Source organism: Streptomyces callyspongiae (genome assembly GCF_047200695.1).
Classification (GTDB): Bacteria; Actinomycetota; Actinomycetes; order Streptomycetales; family Streptomycetaceae; genus Streptomyces.
Window position 1 is genome coordinate 81,976 of sequence record NZ_JBJZOM010000015.1, and the last position, 15,397, is coordinate 97,372.

The window sequence follows — 15,397 nt, forward strand, 5'->3', positions numbered from 1 at the left end:
GTCAGTACTCCGCGACAGGGGAAACTCCCGGTCGTCCACCGGATGCGGGCAGGTACACTGCACGGGCGCCTCCCCCCGGAGGCCCAGCGCCGCCTTAGCTCAGCTGGTGAGAGCATCTGTCTTGTAAACAGAAGGTCGTCGGTTCGAATCCGACAGGCGGCTCCAGCTCGGAGGTCCGCTGCGGAATCGCAGGGGCATCCGACATCAGCGGCTGCTCGACCGGGTGTCCGGCCTTCGCCGGCGTCCTCCTCTCCCGCCCTTCCTCGGCATCGGTATCCAGGGCAGCGTCCATGCGTTCAGCAGCCGCCCTGAAAGAATCGAGTCATGTCCCGTGCGTCCGCCTACGCTCCGGAGATTCGTGAGCGTACGGTCCGCACGGTCGCGGAATCCACCCGCTCATGGGCGCCCCCGACGACGGTCTCGTCCTCGGTCTTCGCGGGTGGGTGTCCCTCCACCTGCCCTCCGCGCAGCCGGACTCCCGAGGGAGCGTCCTCGCGGAGAAACCACAGGAGTCTGTGGCGCCTCCGGCTGACGACAGCGGATGCCCCGACAGCAGCCCTGCTCGGCGAAATCGCCCTGCGCCGCTGCCGTGCGGATACCTAGGATCACCGGCATGGCGCTGCGACCGGTACAGGTGAACATCAAGGCTGTTGACGAAGCGTTGGTCGGCCGGTTCTGGGCGGACACGCTGGACTGGGGTCTGTCCAGTGAGGGGGTGGGTGTGGCCAATGTGGCGCCCGGCGGCGACTTCGTCTGGCCGGACCCGTCCGCGGTCTGCATCGACGTCGTCATCGTCCCGGAAGCCAAGTCGTCGGCGAAGAACCGGGTGCATCTCGATCTCGCCACCACTTCCGCTGCTCACCAGGAGGAGTGGGTCGCGCGCCTGAAGGCTCTCGGTGCGACGCCCGCCGACGTGGGTCAGGGCGATGTGCCGTGGACGGTCCTCGCCGACCCCGAGGGCAACGAGTTCTGCGTGCTGGAGCCCCGGGAGGGCTATCGGGACACCGGGCCGATCGCCCGGGTGGTGGTCGACTGCGTGGATCCGCGGGCCATGGCCCGGTTCTGGGGCGAGGCGACGGACTGGACCGTGCACGAGACGACGGACGACCGGGCGCTGCTGCGCTCCTCCAAGGGTGTCGGCCCGTACCTCGAGTTCCTTCGCTCGTCCGACGCGAAGACCGTGCCGGACCGCGTCCACATCGATCTGCTCCCGTACCCCGGTGACGATCAGGCGGCGGAGGTGGCCCGGCTGCGGGTGCTCGGCGCCACCGACCTCGACCTCGGTCAGGGCGACGTTCCGTGGAGGTGCCTGTCCGACCCGGAGGGGCACGAACTCTGCGTCCTCGGCGCTGCCCCTGCGGAGCCCGAGCAGCACCGCGACGGGTGAGTCCGGCCCGCCCGCGTGCGCTCGGGGGTGCGGCCGCCCCTGCGGCGGCCCTCAGCCTGCCCGATGCTCGTCGCCGGTGGCGATGACGCAGAAGCGGTTGCCGTCGGGATCGGCGAGGACCACGAAGTCCGCGTCCTCCGGGTAGTCGGCCCAGCCGACGCGCCGGGCGCCGAGCGCGACCAGTCGTTCGACCTCCGCGGCCTGGTCGGCGGCGCTGCCCGCGTACAGGTCGAGGTGGACGCGGGGACGCTGTTGCACGGGCGTCTCGCTGTACCCGAGGGACAGTTGCGTCCCCGTTCCGTCGTCCCCCGGGACGAGCACGACCCAGTCGTCCTCGGGCTCCTCCCGCGGGACGTATCCCAGCGCCCGCGTCCAGAAGGCGGTGGCTCGGGGGACGTCGGAGACGCCCATCACGACGGATCCGATGGTCAGCATGCTCGCAGTCTGACGGAACATCCGGTCGGAGGAGTCCGTTCCCGGGCGGGTGCGGCGCCCGGCGGGGCACGGGCCGCTCAACGGGGGCAGTGCTCCCCCTGCCTGACGGTGCCGAAGTCGACCTCGGTGAGCGTGGAGCGGGTTCCCGGGGGCGGGGTCTGGGAGCACACCTTCCAGTTGCGGTCGACCAGCTGCGACCGGTGTTCCGATGTGGCGTCGTGGGAGTCGAGCAGGAGGAATCCGGCTTCCCTGGCGGTGGTCCGCGCCGCCCGCAGGCTGTGGCCCACCAGGTTCGGCAGCACCGCGGTCCCGTCGCTGCTCGCCTGCGGGGCCGGGCGGTCGTCGGCCTGCGCGAGCGGGCTGGGGCTCGGTGCGCGCGGTGGTGCGCCGGGGGAGGAACGCGGTGCGGGGCCGTCGGCCCCTTCCGCGACGACCCCGGCCGCGATGAGCACCAGGACGGCACCGAACCCCACCCCGAGGCGGTGGCGCGTGCTCGACTTCGTGGTCGACTCGTGTGTCACGGCTGCTCCCGGAGGAATGGAGAGGTCGTGGTGCGGTGGCTGTGCGACAAGGTGACGCGTGGCGGCGGGTGAGGGTTGCACGGCGGCGGAGGCCGGTTCCGGTGACGTGCCGCCCGGGTCCCCGCCCGGACGGTGCTTCCGGCGGGCCGGAGGCCCACCCTGTAGAGTGACGAGGCAGACGCCCATCCTGAGCCCGCCTTGTATCGGCGTCCGGCGTCGACGGGCTCTCGCAGGACCAGTTCCCGCCGACAGGGGCTGGTCCTTTCGCACGACGAGGAGCCGCATCCGTGACGAATCTGGCGCTCGGGCCGAGTTGGCTGGACCCGGACTACCTGATCCAGACCTTCGGGCTGCTCGGCATTCTCGTCATTGTCTTCGCCGAGTCGGGCCTGTTCTTCGGTTTCTTCCTGCCGGGCGACTCGCTCCTGTTCACCACGGGGCTGCTGGTCGCCACCGACCAGTACCTGCACTACCCGTTGTGGCTGGTGTGCACGCTGATCGTGATCTCGGCCGTGCTCGGCGACCAGGTGGGCTACCTCTTCGGGCGGAAGGTCGGCCCCGCTCTCTTCAAGCGCCCCGACTCCCGGTTCTTCAAGCAGGAGAACGTGGAGAAGGCGCACGACTTCTTCGAGAAGTACGGCCCGAAGTCGCTGGTGCTGGCCCGGTTCGTGCCCATCGTACGGACGTTCACACCGATCGTCGCGGGCGTCAGCCGGATGAACTACCGCTCGTTCATCACCTTCAACATCATCGGTGGCACGCTCTGGGGCGCGGGCGTGACGCTGCTGGGCGCCGGGCTCGGCCAGGTCGCCGTGGTGCGGGAGCACGTCGAGGCGATTCTTGTCGGGATCGTGCTGCTCTCGGTGGTGCCGATCGTCGTCGAGTACCTGCGTGCTCGTCGTGCGAAGCGGCGGGAGGCCGTGGACGCCGACGGCGGCGGGGTGGACGACGAGGAGTCCGGCGGTGGCCGTCCGCGGCGCCGCGGACGCCATGCCCTGCGCGGCTGACGGTCCCGGTCCGGCCGGCCTTTCGGGCGTCGAGGGGCTTCCCGGTCAGGTCCAGTCCTTGCCGGAGCGGCCCCGCTTCACCTGACTGCGCTGCTTCTTCTCCCGCAGCCGCCGCTCGTTGACGCCGCGCGGCACCCTCTTTCTGCGCCGCTGCCGGGGCGGTGGGGCTGTCGCCTCCGCGAGCAACGAGGCCATCCGTACGGCGGCGGTCTCGCGGTTCCGCCACTGCGAGCGGTGCTCGGCGGCGCGCACGACGAGGACGCCGTCCACCAGGCGGTTCCCGAGCCGTTCCAGCGCCCGCGACTTCCACACCTCGGGCAGCGCGTCCGTCGCCGCCAGGTCGAACCGCAACTCGACGTTGGTGTCACTGGTGTTCACGTGCTGCCCGCCGGGCCCCGACGACCTGCTGAAGCGCCAGCGGAGTTCGGATTCGGGCAGCGCTACGCTGCCGCGGATGACGTAGGGACCGGACATGTGTCCCATGGTCCCGCGCCGCGGGGCTCCCTGCCACGGTGTTTTCCGTGGTGGCGGTCACGTGCTCCGCCGTTTCCGGGAGTTGAGGGGGGAACTTGCTCCCGCCCCGGTGGCGTTGTGATGGGGTGAAGGGTACGGACCCGCAAGAGTCACAACGAAAGGCATCCCCATGGCTGTAAGCCTGTCCAAGGGCGGCAACGTCTCGCTCACCAAGGAGGCACCGGGCCTCAGTGCCGTCACGGTGGGCCTCGGCTGGGACGTCCGCACCACCACGGGCAACGACTTCGACCTCGACGCGAGCGCCATCGCGGTGAACGCGGGCGGCAGGGTCCACTCCGACCAGCACTTCGTGTTCTTCAACAACCGCGCCACCCCCGACCAGGCCATCGTGCACTCCGGGGACAACCTCACCGGCCAGGGCGAGGGCGACGACGAGCAGATCAACGTCAACCTGGCGGCCCTCCCGGCGGACATCGACAAGATCGTCTTCCCGGTCTCCATCTACGACGCCGAATCGCGCAGCCAGAACTTCGGCCAGGTGCGCAACGCCTTCATCCGTGTGGTGAACCAGGCCGGCGGCACGGAGATCGCCCGCTACGACCTCAGCGAGGACGCCGCGACCGAGACCGCGATGGTCTTCGGCGAGCTCTACCGGAACGGAGCGGAGTGGAAGTTCCGCGCCGTCGGCCAGGGCTACGCCTCCGGCCTGGTGGGCATTGCCCAGGACTTCGGCGTGAACGTCTGAGCCTGCCGAGCCCGGCTCCTCCGGCGGGCCCGCGCCGCGTCCCCACGGGGGCGGGGCGCGGGCCCGCGGGGGCGGGGCGCGGGCCCGCGGCGTGGGCGCCTCCAGGATGGGGTCTTCCGACTGCCCCGGTCGTATGGCAGTCGTGGCTCCGGAGGCGAACAATGAAGGCGTGGGATCTCATGCTCCGCCGCCCGGCCTGCCCGCTCAGGCATTCGACGCCGCACCTTTCACAGTGGCGGCGACGTGGGGGGCGGAGCATCGCCTGACCTACGCCAACCCGATGCACCGGCGGATGTTCGGGGAAGCCTCACCGGGGGATCTCTTCGCCGACGCGTTCCCCGACCTGGCGGGCGGCGAGGTTCTGGAGCGGATGGGCGAGGTGCGGCGCACCGGTGAGCCCAGCATCCTCACGGACCTGCCCGTGATGCTGCACCTCGGGGGCACGGGCCCCGAGGAGCGGCTGTTCTCGGTGAGTCTGTCACCGTCCGTCGCGCCCGGAGGCGCCCGCGGTGTGCTGGTGGTGGCCACGGAGGTCACCGGCAGAGTGGAGGAGCAGCGGCGTCTGCTGCTGCGGTTCCAGCGTCTGGTGACCGCCAGTGACCAGAAGACGATGGTCGCGGACCCGTCGGGTCGGGTCGTCGACGTCTCGGGCTGGGAGCAGGTGACCGGGCGGACGCGCGCGGAGCTGGTGGGCGACGGGTGGCTCGATGTCGCCCACCCCGACGACCGGGCCGGGCTGGAGGAGGCGTGGCGCGCCGCCATGCGCGAGGTGCCGGAGCGGTTCGAGTACGTGTACCGGTTGCGGTACCGGGACGGTGCGTTCCGCCACTGCCGGTTGAGTGCCGTGCCGCTGCGGGAGAACGGCGTCCTGGTCGAATGGGTGGGTGGCTGTTCGGACATCGAGGAGGAGTGGCGCGAGGAGCGGCGTTCCGCCCTGCTGGCGCGCGCGGCCGCCGTGGTGGGTGACGCGTCGAGCGCGGTGGAGTCGTTCGCGGCGCTGAGCCACGTGATCGTGCCGGAGCTGGCGGACCAGTGCGGCATCTATCTGCTGCCGGACAGTCCGGAGCGGATCCGCACCGAGGGCTTGACGGTGCAGCGGGTGGCGGCGACCGCCCGGCACGGTCTGCAGCACCGGCTGCCGCCGCTGGGTCACGAGCGGGTCGACGCCCAGGCGCACAGTGCGTTCAGCCACGCGGCGCTCGACCAGGTTCCGGCGCGGGTCTCCTTCCCGCCGGGGCGTCCGCCGTCCGGGTTTTCGTCGCCCTCGCTGGCGCCGTGGATCGCCCGGCACGGGGCGCACAGCGGTGTCCTGGTGCCGGTGCTGGTCGACGGGGTCGTCGCGGCGGTCGTGTCGGCGCTCGTCTGCGGTTCGCGGGACCCGTTCTCGCAGGAGGACACCGAGCTGATCCGGGAGATCCTCGAGCACGCGCACGGCCATCTGCACACGGCGCTGGAACTGCAGCGGGCCCGCAGAGTGGCGAATGCGCTGCAGCACAGTCTGCTCACCACTCCGCCGCAGGTGGTGGGTCTTCAGATCACTGCCCGCTACCGTCCGAGCACCACGAGCGCGGAGGTGGGCGGTGACTGGTACGACTCCTTCCTGTTGCCGGACGGTGTGGTGACGCTGGTGATCGGCGATGTGGCGGGCCATGATCTCGATGCGGCGGTGACCATGAGCCGGATGCGCAACATGCTGCGGGGCCTGGCGGTGGACCGGACCGAGCCGCCCGGCGACATCGTCCGTCGCCTGGACCTGGCCGCCCAGTGCCTCGGCCCGGAGGAGACCACCGCCACCTGCGTCTTCTCCCGCGTGGAGCCCGCGGGGTACGGGTCCTGGCGCCTGCACTACACGGTTGCCGGCCACCTGCCGCCGCTGGTCGTCGATCGGGGCGGCGGTGCCCGGTTCCTGGAGGGGGCGCACGGGGTGCTGCTCGGAGGGGTCTCGCCCGACGCCGCGCGGAAGAGCGCGACGGAGATCGTCGCGCGGGACAGCACGGTGCTGCTGTACACGGACGGTCTGATCGAGCGTCCCGGCGAGGATCTCGACACCAGCTTGGAGCGACTCCGGGAGCACGCGGAGTCGTTGTCCGCGGTGCCGCTGCCGGACTTCTGCGAGGAGCTGGTCACTGCGCACAATCCCCGCACCTCGGACGACACGGCGCTCATCGCGCTGCGCACCGCTCCCTGACGGCCCCGCTGCCCGCCCGGTCCCCGCCGCCGGACTGCCGCCCGCGGTCGCGTGGCAGCATCGGGGCGTGCTCGACATCGGCTATGCCCTCTCCCACCGCTTCCCCGACCCGCCGCAGACCGACTACCGCGCGGCGGATGTCGCCGCGCTGCGTCACGACCTGTTCTGCGGGGACGTCTACCTGGCGGACACCGAGTCCGACCGCGAGCTGGGAACCGGTTGGGGATGGCTGCCGGTGCTGGACTTCGCGTGGGCGCTGTGCGACGTGGTCGAGCTGCTCGACCGCGACCCGCGGGGCAGTCGTTCCCCGGGGCCGCAGCGGGCGGACCTGGATTTCACCGAGACCGCCGATCTGCTGCGCTTCGAGCGCCGCTTCGGATGGGTCGACATCGCCGCCGACTGGTCGCCGCCCGACGAGCGGCCGCTGGCCTTCCGCCACGCGGTGCTGCGCCGGGAGGCCCGCGACTTCCTGCACGATCTGCTCGCCGACCTCACCGACCTGCACGAGGGGCTCGCGGACAACCCGGTGGTGTGGGACCTGGGGGCGCGCTTCCCGCGGGTTTAGGGCCGCCGGCGGCCCGACCGGCGCGGGACGGCGGCCGCGGCGGTGGGCACCGAGCGTGCCACCCGGTTACTCGCCGGTTTCCACCGGTGTGGGGCAGCGTTACCGTAGGAGGTGAGACATTTCGTCCCACGGCCCCACCTCGACGACGCGGGCGGGGTGCGGTTGCGGGAACGGGGTGCCGAGCGCCACCTCGCCCGGGTGGCGCCTTCGAAGACAGGACATGGCGTATGAACCGCCCGGATTCGCATCCCCGCCTGGTGGACGATGCCGCCCGGATCGTCACGGACGCATCCCTTCGCGACGCGCCCCGGTCCGAGGGGTACGAGGGATTGGTGGAGGCGCTCTTCTCGCAGTCCGTCGTCGGGTTCTGTCTGCACGACGCGGACCTGAAAGTGGTGCGCACGAACCTGTCGTACGCCTGCGCGGGATCCCGGGGCGAGGAGCCGACCGTGGGGGCTGTGACCCCCGACGACGTGCTGGAGCCGGAGGACGCCGCCAGGATCAGTGAGGTGCTCCGCCGGGTGCTGGAGACGGGCGAGGCGGTGGCGCCGCAGCCGTACCGGGCACGGTTTCTCGGGGAGCCGGAGAGCGAGCGGGTGGTGTCCCTGATGGCGGTGCCGCTCGGCGACGTCGAGGGCCACGGTCCCGGGGTCATGAGCATGGTCCTGGACGTCACCGACACGTTCCGCGACCAGCGGCGGCTTGCGATGGTCAACGACGCGGCCGACCGGATCGGCACCTCGCTGGACGTCGGCCGGTGCGCGGAGGAGCTCTCGGCGTTCTTCGTGCCGGACGTCGCGGATCTCGTCGCCGTCGACCTGACCGAGGTGGTCCTCGTCGGCGAGGAGCCCGGGGACGTGCGGCGGGGAGTGCCGTTCACCCGCATGGGCGTCGCGTCCGTCGACGGCGACTGGCCGGAGGAGCTGTACCAGCCGGGCGAGACGGCCACGCTGCGCACCATGGAGGCCGCGTACCTGCGGGAGCACTCCTCGTTCATCCCCGACTATCCGCAGATGCGGGAGGCGTTCGCGGAGGCCCCGGACCGCGCCCGGCTGCTGCTACCGCGCGGCGGCTCCTCGTACATGTTCGTGCCGCTGCAGGCCCGCGGTCTGGTGCTCGGGTCGGTGAACCTGTGGCGCACCGGCGAGCGGAGGCCCTTCGACGAGAAGGACGCCGAACTGGCCGAGGAGGTGGTCACCCGGGCCGCTCTCGCCGTCGACAACGCCCGCCGCTACACCCAGGAGCGCCGCACGGCGGAGGCGCTGCGGCGCAGCCTGCTGCCGCCGTCGGTGGTGGAGGTGTCCGCCGCGGAGGCCGCGGGGACGTGCCTGGCGGCCGCGACCACGGCGGGTATCGGCGGCACCTGGTTCGACGTGATCCCGCTGTCCTCGGCGCGGGTGGCGTTCGTGGTCGGCGACTCGGTCGGTCACGGGCTGGAGGCGACCGCGGCCACCGGAAGGCTGCGGACCGCGGTCCAGACGCTCTCCGACCTGGATCTTCCCCCGGACGAACTGCTGGCCCATCTGGACGACCTGGTGCTGCGGCTCACCGCCGACGACCCCTCCGCCGCCGGCCCGTCGGGGCGCATCAAGGGCTCCACCTGCCTGTACGCGACCTTCGACCCGGTCAGTGGCCGCTGCTCCCTGGCGAGCGCGGGACACCCGCCGCCGGCACTGGTCACGCCGGACGGGGAGGCGCGGCTGGTGGACTGCGAGCCCGGCCCGGCGCTGGGCGAGGGCGGTGAGCCCTTCGAGCTCGTGGAGGTGGTGCTGGAGCCGGGCGAACTGCTGGCGCTGTACTCGGCGAACCTGCCGGCGCCCCACCTTCCCGGGTCGCCGGACGGCGACGTCATGGCGGCGGTCACCGCGGCGCAGGCCCGGCTGTGCCGGGCCCTCGGCGAGGCCGTGCGCTCGGAGGAGGTGCCCTCGGACGCGGTGCGGAACGCGCTGGGCGCCCTGGTGCCGGAGCCGCCGGACGCGGACACCTGCCTGCTGGTGGCCCGGCCGCGGCGGCTGCCGGTCGAGCAGACCGCGGAGTGGGAGTTCCCGGCCGACCCGGCCATCGTCGGCGAGGCCCGGGAGGCGGTCGCCGCCCGGCTCGTCGCCTGGGGGCTGGAAGAGCTGGTCTTCACCACCGAACTGATCGCCAGCGAACTGGTCACCAACGCGATCCGCTACGCGGGTGGCCCGGTGCAGGTGCGTCTGATCAAGGACGAGACGTTGATATGCGAGGTCTCGGACCCCACGCAGACGCATCCGCACCTGCGGCGCGCCCGCCCCACCGACGAGGGCGGCCGGGGGCTGTTCCTGATCCACCAGCTCACGCGGCGCTGGGGCAGCCGCTACACGCCCACGGGCAAGACGATCTGGACGGGGCAGCCGCTGCCCGACAGCGAGGTGCCGGTGCCGTAGGGCCGGGACGATGCCGCCGCGGTCCCCGTACGTCCCGGGCGACCGGGTGCGGGCGCTCAGTCCGTCACGCGGACGCCCAGGCGGGCGGCGAAGGCGGGTGCCAGATCCATGAGTTGCGCGTTGCTGATGACGGCCCCGGACAGCCGGTCGACGCCGGCCGCGAGGTCGAGTTCCGCGGTCTCGCGCAGGTCGACGTCGCGCATGCCGTGGGTGGAGAGGTCTGCGCGGCGCAGCGAACTGCTGGGGAAGGACACCCGTTCCAGTTCGGCTCCCGCGAAGTCCGGTTCGACCAGCACGCAGTTCTCGAACACGACGTCCACGAGGCGGGCCCGGCGCAGATTCGGGAAGTCCAGTTTCCCGCCCCGCACGTGGACCCGGGTGAGGCGGGCGCCGTGGAGCTGGAGGCCGCCGAGCCGGGCGTCGGTGATCTCCACGTCCCGGAGCTCGGCCCCGGACAGGTCGGTGCCCACGCCGGTGACCCCGTCGAGCGCCGTGTCGAGGAGCCGGGCGCGTTTCAGCCGGGTCTCGGTGAGGTCGCACGCGCGCAGCGCGCAGTCGAGGAACGTGGTGCCTGCCGCGTCCGCTCCGGCCAGGTCGAGGCCGGTGAGGGACTCGGTGTCGTGGTCGCCGTCGGGGCGGAGGCCGGGGCCGTGGTACGGGGCGAGGTCGGGGTGGTCGAACGCGGGCAGGCGCGGGCGCCGCACGGGGCGGTTCGTCGGGGCGGTCATGCGCTCCACTGTGCCGGAGCGGACCGACAGGGGGTTCCGGTCGCGGTCCGGGCCGTTCGAGGCGTTCGGACCGCGGTCGGGAACAGTCAGGACAGCGTGCGGTAGCGGCCCCGGAAGTAGGTGAGCGGTCCGGTTCCTTCGCCGTGCCGGACCGAGGAGGTCAGCATCCGCGCGATGACCAGGTTGTGGTCGCCCGCCGGCACGCGCTGCTCGGTGCGGCACTCCATGACGGCGAGCGCCTCGTCGAGCAGTGGCGCACCGGTGGCCGTGCCGTGGGTGTGGGGGAGTTCGTCGAAGAGCAGCCGGTCGCTCAAGCGGCCCTTCATCGCGAAGCGTCCGGCGACCTGGCGCTGGTTCTCGGTGAGGAGGCACGCCGCCCACAGCGGCTGGCGTTCCAGGAGTTCGTCCATGCGGGAGCCGTCGCGGACGCTGACCATCACCATCGGGGGGTCCAGTGAGACGGACAGGAAGGCGGTCGCGGTCATGCCGGCGTCCTGGCCGCTCGGGCCCTCCTCCGGGTCGTGGGCCGTGATGAGGACCACGCCCGCGGCCAGCCGGGACATGGCGGCCTTGAATTCCTCCTCGCTCACCCCCTCAGCATGGGGGATCGCGGTTCCGGTCGTCTGCTGCTGCACTGCGTGGGACACGTCGGGAGACGCTATCGGGTCCGTCCGATGGCGGACATCGGACCCGGGGACCATCCGGGGCCTAGGACCAGGGGCGGGCTGAAAGCGGATGGACTCACTCCGTTCTGTACGGTGACCAGGGTCTTCCGCAGCGTGGTCGCGGCGCGGGCGGGCCGCCCGATCCGAATGTGTGACATGAGTCACAACAGTGACCGGATGCTGACCCTGTGTACCGGCGGTGGTGCTGACTGTGATTCAGTGGAGTACTGCACGTGCACGTGCACAGGCAGGGGCACAGGAGGCGCACCCGGACGCCACGCATCACGGCCGCGGAACCGCCGTTCACGCCGATGCTCAGGGGGAGGCGATGGAGACCGAGTCGGAGCCCTACGTCCGCCTCGCCAGCCTGCGCGCACTGCACGAAGCCGTGGCGCACCTGAACACCGCCAGAAGCATGGCGGACACTCTCCAGGCGATCGCCGACGGAGCCGTCGCGGGCACCGGATTCGAGCTGTGCGCCGTGAACTTCGTCCGCCCGGACGGCGACCTCGTCGTGGCCGCGGTCGCCGGGAGCGAGGCCGCGGAGACCGTGATGGCGGGCCGGGTGGGTTCCCGGGCCTCCTGGGAGCGCCGCCTGGCCATGGGCGTGCAGTGGGGGCACCTGCGCTTCGTCCCCGCCGAGGAGGCGTGGGTCTTCAACGAGGACGACGTGCCGCAGTGGCACTCCCCGGTCGAGGTGACCGGTCACCCCGACCAGTGGCACCCCGACGACCGCCTGTTCGCGCCGCTCTACACCTCCGGAAGCGAGCTCCTCGGCGTCATGTCGCTGGACCGGCCGAGCAACTCCCGCCGGCCCGGCGCCTGGGGGCGGGAGGCCCTGCAGCTGTACAGCACGCAGGCCGCCATCGCGTTGTCGAACGCGCGGCTCCGCGCCAACATGCAGCGGGCCCTGGTCCGCCTGGAGCGCGACCAGCAGGCGCTGCGTGCCAGCGAGGAGAGTTTCCGGCAGGCCTTCGAGTACGCGCCGAGCGGCATGGCCGTCGCCGAGATGGGCGGAGACCAGCACGGCCGGCTGCTGCGCGCGAACGACGCGTTGTGCCGCCTCCTGGACCGGCCGGCCTCGGCGATGCGCAGGTACTCCTTCTCCGACCTGGTCCATCCCGAGGACATCGGCACCCTCCTCCGCACCTCCGCCGAGGGGGGCCGGGCCGAGCTGCGGCTGGCGCGGCGCGACGGCAGCTTCGTGTGGGTCTCGCTGCGCAACTCGGTGGTCGCCGACGCGACGGACGGCCCCCGCTTCCTCCTCACGCACGTCGAGGACATAGAGGAACGCAAGCGGCACGAGCTGCAGCTCGCGCACCGCGCCAGCCACGACTCGCTCACGGGCCTGCCGAACAGTGCCGAGCTTCGTGCCCGTCTGCGGGGGCGGCTCTGCTCCGACCCCGGCGGCAGCGACGGGATCGGCCCCGTGCTGACCCACGGCCGGCGGAACCCGGTGTCCAGGTTCGGCCTGCCGGGCGCCGAGCAGGGTGCTCCCGGCGCCACCTCAGACCCGCCGTTCGACGTGCCGCTCCCCGCCCCGAACGGCGCCGGCGGGTTCGACGGGGGGCGCGACCCCCACCACGCCCACGCGGTCCAGCCCCGGCACGAGGGCGAGAAGGGCCTCGCCGTGCTCTTCTGCGACCTCGACGGCTTCAAGTCCATCAACGACCGCTTCGGGCACCACTGCGGAGACGCCGTGCTCGTCGAGGTGGCCCGGCGGTTGTCCGGCGGTGTCCGCGACAACGACACCGTCGCCCGGCTCGGCGGCGACGAGTTCGTGGTGCTCGCCGACGGCGTGGGCCCCGCGGAGGCGGAGGATCTGGCGGTGCGGCTGCGGAACGCGATCATTCCGCCGATCCGGGTCGACGGGCGCGCCGTCCGGGTCGGCGCGAGCTTCGGTATCGGATGGGCCGCCTGCGGCATGTCCGTGGAGCAGGTACTGCACTCCGCGGACCAGCGCATGTACGTGGAGAAGCGGTCCCGCGGCGGAGGGCGGCGCCGCGCCGGTTGAGGCGCGGCGACTGCCCGGCCGCCGGCCTGTCTGTGACGCATCGCACGAGTTCGTGCGGCGCCGTCCGCTGGATGATCACTTCCTCGTTGGTATGGCGGCCGCCCCCTGGATGTAGGCTCGGCCGGATACCTGACGCAGAAGGAGTGACAGGGAATGACCGCCGAGAACCAGGGAGCGGACGCGCCGGAGGGCGACGACCCGTTCGCTTATCTGTACCGCCAGGAGGGCGGCGCGCGCGACGGGTCCGCGCAGACGCCGCAGCCGGGCGTACCTCGGCGTTCCTACAACCAGGTGCGCGCGGTCGGCGAGCGGCAGTACGGAGCGCGGCAGCCGCAGGGTGGGCCGCCCCCCGCCGCCCCGTACGGCGGGTACGGGGACGGGAGCCCCAACGCCCACTACGCGGCGCCGGAGACGATGCCGGGCGGCAGGGCGGCGTCGCGGCAGGCCGGCGCCCCCGGCCCGTCGGAAGGCGGTCGCGGTGGCGGGAACCGGAACGGCCTGCTGATCGGTGCGGTCGCCGTGGTCGCGGCCGTCGTCGTGGGCATCGGCTCGGCCATGCTCGTCAACGGGGACGATTCCACCGGGTCGGGCGGCACCGGGTCGGGCGGCACCCCGACGGCAGGGGCGAGTGCCGATGCCCGGGAGCAGCCCGAGCAGCGGGAAGAGGACGACCAGGAGAAGCCGGAGCCGAAGCAGGCCGACCTTCCCAAGGAGGACGCCGCGACGTTCCGTCTCGGCGGCGACGCCCAGGTGCAGAACACGGTCCCCGGGGCCAAGGCACGCAACGGCGCCTACGTGGCAGGGATGAACGCCGAAGGTTCCAGTGCCACCTGGGCCTTCGACATGGAGAAGGCCGGCACGTACCGGATGTACATCCAGTACAGCGTCCCTGGCAAGAAGATGCGGACCTCGCTGGACGTCAACGGCCAGTCCCACGGCGGCGGTCTGAACATGGACAACTTCGCCCATGCCGACAAGGGCGACTGGGCGAAGAGCTGGACCTACACCTACGCCGACGTGAACCTGAAGAAGGGGCGCAACACCGTGACCGTCTCCTGCCGGAAGGGAGACAAGTGCGACGTGCTCCTCGACCAGTTCTGGCTGACGAAGCAGCCGTAGGACCGTCCGGACCCGGCCCCGGACGGCCGGCCCGCCGCCCGGCTCAGGCCACCGGGGCCTCCTCGGTCACCACGACCTTCTCCAGCAGGTCGGTGTAGACCGCCGGGTCGTACTCGCCGGCGGCGGGGGCGCTGACCGTGGCCGCCGACACGGCCACCGCCCGCGCCAGGCGCTGCGGCCACGGCAGACCTTCGACCAGACCGGCGAGCAGCCCGGCCACGGCGGAGTCGCCGGCTCCCGTCGGATTCCCCGCGAGCGGGCGCGGCGGCGCGGCGCGCCAGGTGCCCTCGGCGGTGAGCGCGATCAGGCCCTCCGCCCCCAGGGACGCGACCACTTCCTGCGCCCCTCGGCGCCGGGCCTCCCGTGCCGCGTGCAGCGGCTCGTTGGTGCCGGTGATCCCGGCGAGCTCCGCCACATTGGGCTTCACGAGTTCCGGCCGGGCGGCCAGCCCTCGCCGCAGCGGCTCCCCGCTGGTGTCCAGTACGACCGGCACGCCCGCGTTCCTGGCCTCGCGCACCAGCGTGCCGTAGGCGCCCACCGGGACGCCGGGCGGCAGGCTGCCGCACAGGGCGAGGGCGCGGCAGGTGCCGCGCGCGCCGGCCAGCAACTCCCGGCAGCCCGTGAGGAAGCCGGTCCACTCCTCGCGGGTGATGTGCGGTCCGGGCTCGTTCAGCTGTGTGGTGTCGCCGGTCGCGTCGTCGACGACGGCGAGGGTGCGGCGGGTGCTGCCGCCGACCGGCAGCAGGGCGTCGCCGAGGTGTCCGGGCCGGTCCGACCCCGCGGTGTCAGCGGCGAGCAGTCTGCGGACGGCCTCGCCGGTACGGCCGCCGGTGAAACCCGTGACCACCGTGTCGTGGCCGAGCGCCGCGAGGACGCGGGCGACGTTGAGGCCCTTTCCGCCCGGCCGTTCCTGCACCTCGCGCACCCGGTGGGAGCCGTGGGGCTCCAGACGCGGAACGCGGTAGGTGACGTCCAGGGCGGCGTTGAGGGTTACCGTCAGGATCACGCGTGTCCGTCCCTTGCCGCAGTGTTCACGTGGCTGTCCCTTGTCGTACGAGAAGGAAAACTGCGGGGATGATCATGCCATCGTGGGGTCGGGTCGGCCCAGAGGTGTGAGCCGCCCGGCCCGGCGGCCGTC

13 protein-coding genes, 1 tRNA gene and 2 pseudogenes are annotated in these 15,397 nt (G+C 72.5%); 10 read left to right on the top strand and 6 right to left on the bottom strand.

Features of this window, described 5'->3' with window-relative positions; all coding sequences use genetic code 11:
• The first annotated feature begins 88 nt into the window (after nt 1–88).
• Both ACL06G_RS16110 and ACL06G_RS16115 read left to right on the top strand, forming a co-directional pair.
• Nucleotides 89–165: transfer RNA gene (locus ACL06G_RS16110), tRNA-Thr, on the top strand.
• Between the two features lie 448 nt (nt 166–613).
• The gene (locus ACL06G_RS16115; RefSeq protein WP_412786200.1) at nt 614–1,387 is read left to right on the top strand and encodes a VOC family protein; all 774 of its coding nucleotides are present in this window, start codon (nt 614–616) and stop codon (nt 1,385–1,387) included.
• A 51-nt stretch (nt 1,388–1,438) separates the two neighbouring features.
• Here the strand turns inward: ACL06G_RS16115 and ACL06G_RS16120 are convergent, their stop codons facing one another.
• Nucleotides 1,439–1,822: a VOC family protein gene (locus ACL06G_RS16120; RefSeq protein WP_412786199.1), complete on the bottom strand. Its 384-nt coding sequence runs from the start codon at nt 1,820–1,822 to the stop codon at nt 1,439–1,441.
• 77 nt (nt 1,823–1,899) lie between these two features.
• Nucleotides 1,900–2,343 carry a PASTA domain-containing protein gene (locus tag ACL06G_RS16125; protein ID WP_412786198.1) on the bottom strand — a complete coding sequence of 148 codons (444 nt, stop codon included), beginning with the start codon at nt 2,341–2,343 and terminating at the stop codon, nt 1,900–1,902.
• 287 nt (nt 2,344–2,630) lie between these two features.
• Here ACL06G_RS16125 and ACL06G_RS16130 point away from each other — a divergent pair, with 287 nt between their 5' ends.
• Complete coding sequence (locus tag ACL06G_RS16130; RefSeq protein ID WP_412786197.1) at nt 2,631–3,350, top strand: DedA family protein; 720 nt, start codon at nt 2,631–2,633, stop codon at nt 3,348–3,350.
• Nucleotides 3,351–3,395: 45 nt separating this feature from the next.
• Here ACL06G_RS16130 and arfB read toward each other — a convergent pair whose 3' ends face one another.
• Nucleotides 3,396–3,833, bottom strand: a complete 438-nt coding sequence (gene arfB, locus ACL06G_RS16135; protein WP_412786196.1) for an alternative ribosome rescue aminoacyl-tRNA hydrolase ArfB — start codon at nt 3,831–3,833, stop codon at nt 3,396–3,398.
• 160 nt (nt 3,834–3,993) lie between these two features.
• On the opposite strand from arfB, the gene ACL06G_RS16140 reads away from it, so the two are divergent.
• The 4 genes from ACL06G_RS16140 to ACL06G_RS16155 all read left to right on the top strand — a co-directional run bounded on the left by ACL06G_RS16140 (nt 3,994) and on the right by ACL06G_RS16155 (nt 9,733).
• Nucleotides 3,994–4,569 carry a TerD family protein gene (locus ACL06G_RS16140; RefSeq protein ID WP_412786195.1) on the top strand — a complete coding sequence of 192 codons (576 nt, stop codon included), beginning with the start codon at nt 3,994–3,996 and terminating at the stop codon, nt 4,567–4,569.
• A 169-nt stretch (nt 4,570–4,738) separates the two neighbouring features.
• The gene (locus tag ACL06G_RS16145; protein ID WP_412786194.1) at nt 4,739–6,757 is read left to right on the top strand and encodes a SpoIIE family protein phosphatase; all 2,019 of its coding nucleotides are present in this window, start codon (nt 4,739–4,741) and stop codon (nt 6,755–6,757) included.
• 67 nt (nt 6,758–6,824) lie between these two features.
• Nucleotides 6,825–7,322, top strand: coding sequence for a hypothetical protein (locus tag ACL06G_RS16150; protein ID WP_412786193.1), 498 nt, complete (start codon nt 6,825–6,827; stop codon nt 7,320–7,322).
• Between the two features lie 227 nt (nt 7,323–7,549).
• On the top strand, nt 7,550–9,733 hold the full coding sequence (locus ACL06G_RS16155; RefSeq protein WP_412786192.1) for a SpoIIE family protein phosphatase: 2,184 nt from the start codon (nt 7,550–7,552) through the stop codon (nt 9,731–9,733).
• A gap of 56 nt (nt 9,734–9,789) precedes the next feature.
• Here the strand turns inward: ACL06G_RS16155 and ACL06G_RS16160 are convergent, their stop codons facing one another.
• Both ACL06G_RS16160 and ACL06G_RS16165 read right to left on the bottom strand, forming a co-directional pair.
• Nucleotides 9,790–10,461: a pentapeptide repeat-containing protein gene (locus ACL06G_RS16160; protein ID WP_412786191.1), complete on the bottom strand. Its 672-nt coding sequence runs from the start codon at nt 10,459–10,461 to the stop codon at nt 9,790–9,792.
• 86 nt (nt 10,462–10,547) lie between these two features.
• On the bottom strand, nt 10,548–11,162 hold the full coding sequence (locus ACL06G_RS16165) for a flavin reductase family protein (RefSeq protein WP_412786190.1): 615 nt from the start codon (nt 11,160–11,162) through the stop codon (nt 10,548–10,550).
• A gap of 292 nt (nt 11,163–11,454) precedes the next feature.
• On the opposite strand from ACL06G_RS16165, the pseudogene cdgB reads away from it, so the two are divergent.
• From cdgB to ACL06G_RS16180, 3 genes and pseudogenes are all read left to right on the top strand, one after another.
• A pseudogene (gene cdgB, locus ACL06G_RS16170) lies at nt 11,455–12,532 on the top strand (diguanylate cyclase CdgB); the annotation flags it as partial.
• A 92-nt stretch (nt 12,533–12,624) separates the two neighbouring features.
• Nucleotides 12,625–13,140, top strand: a pseudogene (locus tag ACL06G_RS16175) (GGDEF domain-containing protein); the annotation flags it as partial.
• Nucleotides 13,141–13,293: 153 nt separating this feature from the next.
• Nucleotides 13,294–14,259: a carbohydrate-binding protein gene (locus tag ACL06G_RS16180; protein WP_412786189.1), complete on the top strand. Its 966-nt coding sequence runs from the start codon at nt 13,294–13,296 to the stop codon at nt 14,257–14,259.
• Nucleotides 14,260–14,302: 43 nt separating this feature from the next.
• On the opposite strand, the gene ACL06G_RS16185 is transcribed toward ACL06G_RS16180, so the two are convergent.
• The gene (locus ACL06G_RS16185) at nt 14,303–15,265 is read right to left on the bottom strand and encodes a 1-phosphofructokinase family hexose kinase (protein WP_412786188.1); all 963 of its coding nucleotides are present in this window, start codon (nt 15,263–15,265) and stop codon (nt 14,303–14,305) included.
• Between the last annotated feature and the right edge of the window lie 132 nt (nt 15,266–15,397).

Coding starts and splice junctions, on each gene's coding strand:
- ACL06G_RS16115 (WP_412786200.1), top strand. CDS start 614: ATGGCGCTGCGACCGGTACAGGTGAACATCAAGGCTGTTGACGAAGCG.
- ACL06G_RS16120 (WP_412786199.1), bottom strand. CDS start 1,822: ATGCTGACCATCGGATCCGTCGTGATGGGCGTCTCCGACGTCCCCCGA.
- arfB (WP_412786196.1), bottom strand. CDS start 3,833: ATGGGACACATGTCCGGTCCCTACGTCATCCGCGGCAGCGTAGCGCTG.
- ACL06G_RS16140 (WP_412786195.1), top strand. CDS start 3,994: ATGGCTGTAAGCCTGTCCAAGGGCGGCAACGTCTCGCTCACCAAGGAG.
- ACL06G_RS16155 (WP_412786192.1), top strand. CDS start 7,550: ATGAACCGCCCGGATTCGCATCCCCGCCTGGTGGACGATGCCGCCCGG.
- ACL06G_RS16160 (WP_412786191.1), bottom strand. CDS start 10,461: ATGACCGCCCCGACGAACCGCCCCGTGCGGCGCCCGCGCCTGCCCGCG.
- ACL06G_RS16165 (WP_412786190.1), bottom strand. CDS start 11,162: ATGGTCCCCGGGTCCGATGTCCGCCATCGGACGGACCCGATAGCGTCT.
- ACL06G_RS16180 (WP_412786189.1), top strand. CDS start 13,294: ATGACCGCCGAGAACCAGGGAGCGGACGCGCCGGAGGGCGACGACCCG.